The sequence below is a fragment of the Teichococcus deserti genome, from assembly GCF_001982615.1.
Classification (GTDB): domain Bacteria; phylum Pseudomonadota; class Alphaproteobacteria; order Acetobacterales; family Acetobacteraceae; genus Pseudoroseomonas; species Pseudoroseomonas deserti.
This window is the reverse complement of sequence record NZ_MLCO01000056.1, coordinates 1-10,833: the sequence shown is the minus strand read 5'-3', so window position 1 is coordinate 10,833 and position 10,833 is coordinate 1. Positions and strand designations below refer to the sequence as shown.

Below are 10,833 nucleotides of genomic sequence, written 5' to 3'. Positions count from 1 at the left end.
GATCGGGGGTGAGGGGTTAGGGGCGCAGCCTGCGCCGTGCCTCAAAATGAAAAAGGCCGCGCCTGGCGGCGCGGCCTTTTTCTAATTTCAGATCAACGGCTTACGAGCGGTAGGAGCCGTTGATGTCGATGTAGCCATGCGTCAGGTCGCAGGTCCAGGCGGTGGCCTTGCCCTTGCCCAGGCCGATATCGACGGCGATCTCGATCTCGCGGCCCTTCATATGGGCGACCACCGGGGCCTCGTCATAGCCGGGGACGACGCCGCCCTCCCTGGCCATCCAGGTGCCGCCGACGCCGACCGACAGCAGGTCGCGGTCGGCCGGCTCGCCCGCCTTGCCGACGGCCATGACGATGCGGCCCCAATTGGCGTCCTCGCCGGCGATGGCGGTCTTCACCAGCGGCGAATTGGCGATGGCCATGGCGATCTTCTGCGCCGAGCGGGCGGTGGTCGCCCCGGTCACGTCGATCCGCACCAGCTTCTGCGCGCCCTCGCCGTCGCGCACCACCTGCAGCGCCAGATCCAGCAGCAGCTCGTTCAGGGCGCGGGCGAAATCCTTGAGGATGGCGCCGCCCTCGGCGGGCACGCGCGGATGCTTCACCTGGCCGGTGGCGAAGACCAGCACCGTGTCGCTGGTCGAGGTGTCGCTGTCGACCGTGGTGCGGTTGAAGCTGGCGTCGGTGCCCTTCTTCAGCATCGCCTGCAGCGCGGCGGCCGGGATCTTGGCGTCGGTGGCGATGAAGCACAGCATGGTCGCCATGTCCGGCGCCACCATGCCCGAGCCCTTGGCGATGCCGGCGATGGTGACCTCCGTCTCGCCGATCAGGGCCTTCCGCACGCAGCCCTTGGGGAAGGTGTCGGTGGTCATGATGCCGCGGGCGGCGCCGTCCCAGCCGTCTTCCGAGAGCTGGCCATGCAGCGCCGGCAGGGCGGCGGTCAGCTTGGCATGCGGCAGCGTCTCGCCGATCACGCCGGTTGAGGCCAGGAAGACTTCCTTCGGCTTGCAGCCGAGCAGCGCCGCGGCGGCGTCGGCGGTCGCCTGGACGGCCTCGCGGCCGGGCTTGCCGGTGAAGACATTGGCGTTGCCGGCATTGACCACCAGCCCGCGCGCCTTGCCGCTCTTCAGCGCCGTCCGGCACCAGTCGACCGGGGCGCCCGGGCACTTGTTGCGGGTGAAGACGCCGGCGACCGTGGTGCCGGGCGCGAATTCCATGAAGGTCAGGTCGTTGCGGCCCTTGTATCGGATCCCCGCCGCCGCGACGCCCAGCCTGACGCCGGCGATCGGCGGCATCGCGGGCATCGGCACCGCGAGGGGAGAGACGGGGAGATCCTTGCCGGCCATGCGAGGCGGTCCTTGTGTCGGTCGCTGAAGGGCGGCAGGGCGCCGCCCAGGCCTTCTAAAGCAGAACGGCCGCGGGCGAAAACCCGCGGCCGTCCGTTTTCAGCCGGTGCTCCGGTTCAGCGCCGGGCGGGGGGCGTCGCCGCCGGCGGGGTGGCGCCTTCCAGCAGCGACGGCGCCGCCGGGGTGGCGGCGCGCGGCGTGCCGTCCATGTTGAAGCGCTCGATCTTGGCGGCGGCCTGGATCCGCTCGACGGCGGCGTTCACCGCCTCCTCGAAGGCGGCTTGGCGCAGGCTCTCCAGGCTCTCCTGGAAGGTGGGGGCGGGGGCGGTGCGGCGCTCCTCCACCTTGATCACATGCCAGCCGAAGGCGGTCTTCACCGGCTCGGCCGAGATCTCGCCGGCCTTCAGCGCGAAGGCGGCCTCGGCGAATTCGGGGACCATGTCGCCCTTCTTGAAGAAGCCCAGGTCGCCGCCCTGCTCGGTGCCGGGGCCGGTCGAGAGCCGGCGGGCCAGGGCCGCGAAATCGGCGCCGGGCTTGCGCGCCTCGGCCAGCGCCGCGCGGGCATCGGCCTCGCTCGAGGTCAGGATATGGCGTGCATGCACCTCCTCCTGGCCGGGCTTGCCGGCGATCTCGCGATCGTAGCGGGCGCGCAGCGCGGCTTCCGTCAGGGCGGGCGCAATCTCGCGGCGCAGCAGGGCCTGCTGCAACTGCTCGTCCTCGGCGCGGCGGATGGCGGCGCGCACCGCCTCGTCCTTGTCCAGCCCCTGGGCGCGGGCGGCGCTGACCAGGGCGCGCTGGGCGATCAGCTGGTCCAGCACCAGCGGGAAGAGCATCGGCATGGGTGCCGCGCGCAGCTCGGCCGGCAGTTCGGCCAGCGCCGCCTGCACGTCGGACAGCCGCAGCTCCTGACCGTCGACCTTGGCCACCACCGGGTTGCCGGCCGGGACGGCAGGCGTGGCGGCGCCAGGGGCCGCGGCGGGTGGCTGGGCCGGGCTCGCCGGCGCCGGGGGTTGCGCCCCCGGGGCTTGAGCCATGGCGGCGGCCGAGGCCAGCAGCAGGACGGAAAGGGAGGGGAGGAAAAAGCGCATTCGGGGCATGTGCCTTCGCGGCTGGACGCTTCAAGGGCGGAAGCGCGCCAAAATGGCCGAAGCGGCGCGGTTCCACAATCGCGCGCCCCGTAACAGCTTCACCGGACGGCCGCAGCGACGAACCGGTCCCGTGAGGGTTTCGTCGCGAAAGCTTCAGGGCCGCAGCTCGGCCTTTCGCCCAGCGCAAGCCATGCCTTTCCAGCGTGTCATCCTGGCATTCGTTGACCCATGGCCGGGCGACGCCTATCTGTTCCGACCAAAGCAGCCTGTTGCCCGCCCCCGGCGGGTCCGGAGGCCCTGCCGCGGCGCCGGATGGCCTGCCGGCCAGGGCATTCCGGCACACCCCCGCACCGTCCCGGTCGGGAATGCGGGGAGGGTGCAAGAGGCCTTCGGAGAGTTTCGACACAGCATGTTCGCCCGCCTCGCCCGCGCCATCTTCGGCACCTCGAACGACCGCGTGCTGAAGCAGTTCAGCGCCCGGCTGCCCGCCATCGCGGCCCTGGAGCCGCAGGTCGCGGCGCTGTCGGACAGCGACCTCCAGGCCCAGACGCCCAAGCTGCGGGCCCGGCTGGAGGCCGGCGAAAGCCTCGACGCCATCCTGCCGGAAGCCTTCGCGACGGTGCGCGAGGCCTCGAAGCGCACCCTCGGCATGCGGCATTTCGACGTGCAGCTGATCGGCGGCATGGTGCTGCACTCGGGGCGCATCTCCGAGATGAAGACCGGCGAGGGCAAGACCCTGGTCGCGACGCTGCCGGTCTACCTCAACGCGCTGTCCGGCAAGGGCGTCCATGTCGTCACGGTGAACGACTACCTGGCCACCCGCGACAGCCAGCAGATGAGCCGGCTGTACAACTTCCTGGGCCTCACCTGCGGCGTCATCGTCCATGGCCTGACCGACCTCGAGCGCCGTGATGCCTATGCCTGCGACATCACCTACGGCACCAACAACGAGTTCGGCTTCGACTACCTGCGCGACAACATGAAGTACCGGCTGGACGAGATGGTCCAGCGCGACTTCAACTACGCCATCGTCGACGAGGTCGACAGCATCCTGGTCGACGAGGCGCGCACGCCGCTGATCATCTCGGGTCCCGCCGAGGATTCCTCCGACCTCTACCGCGCGGTCGACGCCGTCGTCCGCGAGATGGTGAAGGACAAGGAGACCTTCGAGAAGGACGAGAAGCTGCGCACCGCGGCGCTGACCGAGGCCGGCTCGGAGAAGGTCGAGCAGATGCTCGCCGAGGCCAAGCTGCTGGAGGAAGGCGGGCTCTACGACTTCCACAACGTCACCCTGGTCCACCATGTGAACCAGAGCCTGCGCGCCCATGTCCTCTTCGCCCGCGACGTCGACTACATCGTCAACCGCGAGGGCAAGCTCGTCATCATCGACGAGTTCACCGGCCGCATGATGGAAGGCCGCCGCTACTCGGAAGGCCTGCACCAGGCGCTGGAGGCCAAGGAAGGCGTCGAGGTCCAGCCCGAGAACCAGACGCTGGCCTCGATCACCTTCCAGAACTACTTCCGCCTCTACCCGAAGCTGTCCGGCATGACCGGCACCGCCTCGACCGAGGCCGACGAATTCGCCGAGATCTACAAGCTGGAAGTGGTCGAGATCCCGACCAACGTGCCGGTCTCGCGCCTCGACAGCGACGACGAGGTCTATCGCTCGGCCGCCGAGAAATACGGCGCCGTCGCCACCCTGGTGAAGGAGGCGCAGGCGCGCCACCAGCCGGTGCTGGTCGGCACCACCAGCATCGAGAAGTCGGAGCTGATCTCGGAGCTCTTGAAGGCGCAGGGCGTGCCGCACCAGGTGCTGAACGCCCGCTACCACGAGCAGGAGGCCGGCATCATCGCCCAGGCCGGCCGCCCGGGCGCGGTCACGATCGCCACGAACATGGCCGGCCGCGGCACCGACATCAAGCTCGGCGGCAATGCCGAGATGCTGGCCGAGCAGGGCTTCCCCGAGCCGCATGAAGGCCCCGACTACGAGGCCCACCTGGCCGATGTCCGCGCCCAGGTGAAGGCCGACGAGGCGGTGGTGAAGACCGCCGGCGGCCTCTTCGTCATCGGCACCGAGCGGCATGAATCGCGCCGCATCGACAACCAGCTGCGCGGCCGCTCCGGCCGTCAGGGCGACCCGGGCGCCAGCCGCTTCTTCCTGTCCCTCGAAGACGATCTCATGCGGATCTTCGGGTCGGACCGGATGGGCGGGATGCTCCAAAAACTGGGGCTGAAGGAAGGCGAGGCGATCATCCATCCGTGGATCAACCGCGCGCTGGAGAAGGCCCAGAAGAAGGTCGAGGCGCGCAACTTCGACACCCGCAAGAACCTGCTCAAATACGACGACGTCATGAACGACCAGCGCAAGGAGGTCTATGCCCAGCGCAAGACCTTCATGCAGGCCGCCGACGTCTCCGAGACCGTCGAGGAGATGCGCCGCGAGACGGTGGCCGACATGGTCGCCCGCGCCATCCCCGAGAATGCCTATGCCGAGAACTGGGATCTCGTCGGCCTGCAGAACAAGGTGCTGACCGAGCTCGGCCTGGACCTGCCGATCGAAGCCTGGGGCAAGGAAGAGGGCATCGACGAGGTGCAGGTGCGCGAGCGCCTGGAAGCCGCCGTCGACCAGGCCGCCGCCGCCCGCGCCGCCAATATCGGCCCCGAGCTGATGCGCATGGTCGAGAAGTCGCTGCTGCTGCAGGTCTTCGACGCGGTGTGGAAGGAGCACCTGCTGGCGCTCGACCACCTGCGCCAGGGCATCGGCCTGCGCGCCTATGGCCAGCGCGACCCGCTGAACGAGTACAAGTCGGAAGCCTTCAACCTGTTCAACACCATGCTGCAGGACCTGCGGGAGCGCGTGACCTCCCTGCTGCTGCGCGTGGAGCTGAGCCCGAACGCGCCGCCCCCCTCGCCCGAGCCGGTGATGGTGACCGACATGCGCCACCCGGAGCCCGACGGCTTCGGCGGCGCCGCGGCCGGCTGGGACCACGCGCCCCCCGATGCCGGCTTCGCCCCCGCCATCCCGCGCGAAGGCGACGGCGTCGACCCGCAAGACCCCGCCACCTGGTACCGCAGCGCCCGCAACGGCGCGTGCCCCTGCGGGTCGGGGAAGAAATACAAGCATTGCCATGGGCGGAATGGGTAAAGAGAAGGGCGGTTTAAGGCTGGGGGAATGAATTCCCCCAGACCCCCATCTTCTTTCTGTTCTGTTGGCCGTCTCAAGACCAGCGCCTCAGCCGACCGTCCACCAGGGCGAAACGGCGGGGCGCTTTTTTATTATAAAGCCATCGCTCGCTGACAGGTCGCGCTGTGGCCGGGCCGTTTCACGTACCGTCTCCACGTGGAGGCGGCAGCAGTTCCAGGAAAAAGAAGGGGTCCAGGGGAATTCATTCCCCTGGCCTACCTCTGTCTTCTCTTCAACCGCTATTCGCCACCCCGGCATGATGCTGTTCCAGCCACCCATGGACGGCGCCTGTCAGGGCCCGGGCCACCTGGGCGCGGTAGGGGGCGCGGTTCAGGGCGGCCTCGTCGCGGCGGTCGCTGAGGAAGCCCATTTCCACCAGCACGCTGGGGACGTCGGGGGCTTTCAGCACCGCGAAGGAAGCCTGGCGGTGGGTGTTGGGCAGCAGGGTGACGCTCTGGCCCAGGTTGGACACCACGAAGCGCGCCATCCGGGCCGAGCCGACCTTGGTCTCCTGGCGGACCAGGGAGTAGAGGATGCGCTGCACCTCGGGAGAGACGTCGGGGATGCGCAGGCCCCCGGCGGCGTCGGCGCGGTTCTGGCTCTGCGCCAGCCGGGCCGAGAGCGCGTCGGAGGCGCGGTCGGCCAAGGTGTAGACGCTGGCGCCGCGGGCGCCGGGCGCGCTGTCGGCATGCAGCGACATGAACAGCGTGGCCTCGCGGCGGCGGGCGATGTCGACCCGGCCGTCCAGCGGGATGAAGACGTCGCGCGACCGGGTCAGCACCACGCGGCAGCGGCCGGCGGCTTCCAGCTGCTTCTTCAGCTCCAGCGCGGCGGCCAGGGTGATGCGCTTCTCATGGGTGCCGCCGACGCCGATAGTGCCGGGGTCCTTGCCGCCATGGCCGGGGTCGATGACGATCACCGGCAGGCTGCGGGCCGGTGTGCGGGCGGTGGCGGTGCCACCCATCTGGCCTTGCGCGATGCGGCCCTGGGTCAGGCGGGCGAAGCCCGGCGCGGTGCCGGGGCCGAGCTCGACCACCAGCCGGCCGTCCACCGTCGCGGCGTTGCGCACCGAGACCGGGCCGGACAGGTCGATCAGCAGGCGGCGGTTGGGCGCGTCCCAGCGGGCGCCGCGGGCCGGGCCCAGGCCGGGCAGGCGGGCCGGGCCGCGCCAGGTCACGCCGGGCAGGCTGACGATCAGCCGCATCGGCCGCTGCGTCGCGGAGAGGCGCCAGCTGGTGGCGCTGTCGGCTTCCAGGATCAGGCGGGTGCCGTCGGCGTTGCGCTCGAGCCGGGCGCCGGTGACGGCGGCCAACGCCTCGCCGGGCAGGATCAGGGCGGGCAGGGCCAGCCCCATCAGGCCGAGGCCGGCGCGCAGCAGGCCGCGGCGGCCGGCCAGGGCGCCGTCGGCTTCGTCGGGCTGGTCAGGCATGTTGGCTCTCCCCCTCCAGGCCAGGGGCGCTGCCGGCGGGTTTCCCCCTCCCGCAAGCGGCGCCGGGGCATGGACCGGCCGGCGGGATCGGCGCGGCGGTCGCTGGACCCTGTGGAAAAATCGGCAGGCTCCGGGCCGGCCCCAGGGGGCCGCATGCTCCTGAGCGCAGCATCTATCACGCCACAGCTTGGGGATCACGGCATTACTTCATGTAACATCTGAACGTTGCAATGCCTTGTGGAAGGGCAGGGCGGCGCCTATGGTGCCTTGCCCCGGCGGCTGGTGCTGTCCGGTGGAGGTTCCGGGCGCGGCCGCCCGGCCCGATTCTGCCTTTCGCCGCAGCGCGGCGGCGCCTTCCCGCGGGACCTTTCCCGCGCAGCGGGCGCCGTCTTTTGCAGGGAGGGGTGCGGATCCGGCGCGGCCCATGGTTCCTGGCAAGGGTGGCCCGTCGAGGATGGGCCGGACCCGGCTTCGCCAGGTGCTGCATCCCGCTCCGCCGGTGCTGGCATGAAGGCGCGGAAGGATGGCGTGGCCCGATGGCCAGCCGCCTGGCCGCGCGGCCGCTGGCCCGATCCATGCCCGATGGGCGCCGTGTGGCGCCCGGGCATGCCCCGGGGCTCGCGCGCGGCGCGCTCAACAAGGGTCCCCCCTTTTTCCGGGGCGCGGCCCGCCGAGACGAGAGGTCGGAACCAGAGCCGCATGGCCAGCCTGCCGCCCTGCCGCCTGTGCGACCCCGCTGCCTCGGGCCTGCCCACCCATTGCCGCCACCGGCTGCGCGACCGCGCCGGTGGCCTGGAGCATCCCGGTTCATGACCAAGCGCATGCTGATCGATGCATCCCACGCCGAAGAGACTCGCGTGGTGGTGCTGGACGGCAACCGGCTCGAAGAATTCGACATCGAGACCGAGCACAAGCGCCCTCTCAAGGGCAATATCTACCTGGCCAAGGTGGTTCGCGTCGAACCCAGCCTGCAGGCCGCCTTCGTGGAATATGGCGGCAACCGCCACGGCTTCCTGGCCTTCGGCGAGATCCATCCCGACTACTACCAGCTGCCCGTCGCCGACCGTGAGCGGCTGAACGCCCTGCAGGCGGCCGAGGCCGCCGAGGACGAGGACGAGGACGGCGAGGAGGTCTCCGAGGCCGAGGCCGACGCCATGGTCGCCGCCATCGAGAAGATGGCCGATGCGGACCAGGCCGAGGCTGCCGCGGCCGCCGAGACCCCCGCCGCTGCTGAGACCTCCGCCGCCGAGGCCCCCGCCGGCGAGCCGGAGGACGGCGCCGAGGCGGCCGCCCCGCGCGCCCAGCCGATGGCGATGGAAGAGGGCCGCCAGGCCGCCCCGGCCGAGGAGCTGCTGGCCGGCGACGGCGCGGCCGGCGTCGAGGACGGCGTGATCACCGGCGATGCCGAGTCTGCGGGCGAGCCCGAGGCCGACGAGCCGGAGGAGGCCGAGGCCCGCGCCCCGCGCCAGAAGCCCGAGACCTTCAACGGCCGCGGCAGCAAGGGTGGCGAGGACGAGGAAGGCGGCCGCGAGGAGCGCCGTATCACCCCGCGCTTCCTGCGCCATTACAAGATCCAGGAAGTGATCCGCCGCCGGCAGATCATGCTGGTCCAGGTCGTCAAGGAGGAGCGCGGCAACAAGGGCGCCGCGCTGACCACCTATATCAGCCTGGCCGGCCGCTTCTCGGTGCTGATGCCGAACTCGCCGCGCGGCGGCGGCATCTCGCGCAAGATCACCTCGATTGCCGACCGCAAGCGCCTGCGCGAGGTCATCGACGACCTGAACATGCCGCGCGGCATGAGCATCATCGTCCGCACCGCCGGCGCCGGCCAGCCGAAGCCCGAGATCCGCCGCGACGGCGAATACCTGCTGCGGCTGTGGGACGACATCCGTGAGCGCACGCTGCAGTCGACCGCGCCGGCGCTGATCTACGAGGAAGCCGACCTCATCAAGCGCTCGATCCGCGACGTCTTCGGCCGCGACATCGAGGAGATCCAGGTGGAGGGCGAGGACGCCTACCGCCAGGCGCGCGACTTCATGCGCATGCTGATGCCGCAGAACGAGCGCAAGATCCGGCTCTACCGCGACCAGAACGTGGCGCTCTTCGCCCGCCACGGCGTGGATGCGCAGCTGGACGCCATGATGTCGCCGACGGTGCAGCTGAAGTCGGGCGGCTATATCGTCATCAACCAGACCGAGGCGCTGGTCGCCGTCGACGTGAACTCGGGCCGCTCCACGCGCGACCGGCACATCGAGGACACCGCGCTGCGCACCAATCTGGAGGCCGCCGACGAGGTGGCGCGCCAGGTTCGGCTGCGCGACCTGGCCGGGCTGATCGTCATCGACTTCATCGACATGGAATCGTCGCGCAACGACGCCCAGGTCGAGCGCCGCCTGAAGGAGGCGCTGAAGTTCGACCGCGCCCGCATCCAGGTCGGCCGCATCAGCCATTTCGGCCTGCTGGAGATGAGCCGCCAGCGGCTGCGCCCCAGCCTGACCGAGCATTCCTTCGTCACCTGCCCGCATTGCCAGGGCATGGGCCTGGTGCGCAGCCCGGAGAGCGCCGCGCTGCAGGTGCTGCGCCAGATCGAGGAGGAAGGCGCCAAGCGCCGCGCCGCCGAGATCCTGGTCGCGATCGCGCCCGATCTCGCGCTGCATATCCTGAACCGCCGCCGCGACCGGCTGTCGGCCATCGAGGCGCGCCACGGCATGGCGGTGGTCTTCGAGGGTGACGCCAAGCTGCACGGCTCGGCGATCCGCATCGAGCGCCTGCGCGCCCAGACCCAGGTCGAGCCGCCGGCGGCCCCTGCCGCGCTGCGCATGGACTACGCCCCCGAGGCCGAGGAGATCGCGCCCGTCGCGGTCGCCGCTGTCCCCGTGGCCGTCGAGCCGCGCGCCGAGGTGGCGGGCGAGGCCGCCCGTGACGAGGCCCGCCCCGAGGCCAATGGCGAGGAAGGCAACGGCAACCGCCGCCGCCGCCGCCGCCGCCGCCGTGGCGGCCGCCGCGAGGATGGCGCGCCGCTGAACGGCTCCCAGGCCGGTGCCGAGGGCGACGAGGGCGAGGGCGACGACGAGGCCGAGGCCGAGGCGCCCGAGGACGCCGCCGGCGAGGCCGCGCCGCTGGCCGCCGACAGTGTCGGCGAGGCGGGCGGCGAGGCCGAGGGCGATGCCGAGCAGGACCTGCCGGCGCAGCTCGAGGCCGAGTTCCGCTCGCGCCGCCGCGGCCGCCGCGGCGGTCGCCGCCGCGACGGCGAGCCGCTGCCGCAGGACCGCCAGGATCGCCCCGATCGCCAGGACCGGCCGCACCATGTGCCGCGCCATGACGCCCCGGCGCCACGCTATGCCGGCCCGACGCCTGCGGATCCCTTCGCCGGCACGCTGGACGACATCTTCGACGCCATGGCGGCGGCCGAGGAAGCCGCCCAGCAGGCCGCGGCGCCCAAGGTGCTGCCGCCGGTCGCGACGCCCGTCGCCCCGGTGGTGACGGTGGCCCCGGCCGCGGCGCCGGTCGCCGAGGTGCCGGCGGAAGCCGCGCCGATCGTCCCGGCGGTGGAAGCCGTGGTCGAGGCAGTCCCGGTGGAGGTCCCGGCGGAGGTCCCGGCGGAGGTCCCGGCGGAAGCCGTGGTCGAGGAGGCCGCACCGGCTCCGGCCAAGCGCAGCCGCAGCCGCAAGAAGGCCGAGCCCGTCGAGGCCGCGCCCGAAGCGGCGGCCGAGCCGGTCGCCGACGCGGCCGTCGAAGCTCCGGCCAAGCCGAAGCGCAGCCGCAAGAAGGCGGATGCCGCGCCGGTCGAGGC

5 protein-coding genes are annotated in these 10,833 nt (G+C 71.5%); 2 read left to right on the top strand and 3 right to left on the bottom strand.

Annotated elements, in window-relative coordinates:
* Window positions 1–100: 100 nt before the first annotated feature.
* Both argJ and BKE38_RS07355 read right to left on the bottom strand, forming a co-directional pair.
* A complete protein-coding gene (gene argJ, locus BKE38_RS07360) occupies window positions 101–1,339 on the bottom strand; it encodes a bifunctional glutamate N-acetyltransferase/amino-acid acetyltransferase ArgJ (protein ID WP_076956704.1) in 1,239 nt (412 codons plus the stop codon).
* 116 nt (window positions 1,340–1,455) lie between these two features.
* Window positions 1,456–2,427, bottom strand: a complete 972-nt coding sequence (locus BKE38_RS07355) for a peptidylprolyl isomerase (protein WP_076956703.1) — start codon at window positions 2,425–2,427, stop codon at window positions 1,456–1,458.
* 409 nt (window positions 2,428–2,836) lie between these two features.
* On the opposite strand from BKE38_RS07355, the gene secA reads away from it, so the two are divergent.
* On the top strand, window positions 2,837–5,572 hold the full coding sequence (gene secA / locus BKE38_RS07350; RefSeq protein WP_076956702.1) for a preprotein translocase subunit SecA: 2,736 nt from the start codon (window positions 2,837–2,839) through the stop codon (window positions 5,570–5,572).
* Window positions 5,573–5,843: 271 nt separating this feature from the next.
* Here secA and BKE38_RS07345 read toward each other — a convergent pair whose 3' ends face one another.
* Complete coding sequence (locus tag BKE38_RS07345; protein WP_083747358.1) at window positions 5,844–7,040, bottom strand: N-acetylmuramoyl-L-alanine amidase; 1,197 nt, start codon at window positions 7,038–7,040, stop codon at window positions 5,844–5,846.
* An 809-nt stretch (window positions 7,041–7,849) separates the two neighbouring features.
* Here BKE38_RS07345 and BKE38_RS07340 point away from each other — a divergent pair.
* A partial coding sequence (locus tag BKE38_RS07340) for an Rne/Rng family ribonuclease (protein ID WP_076956701.1) occupies window positions 7,850–10,833 on the top strand: 2,984 nt, incomplete at its 3' end.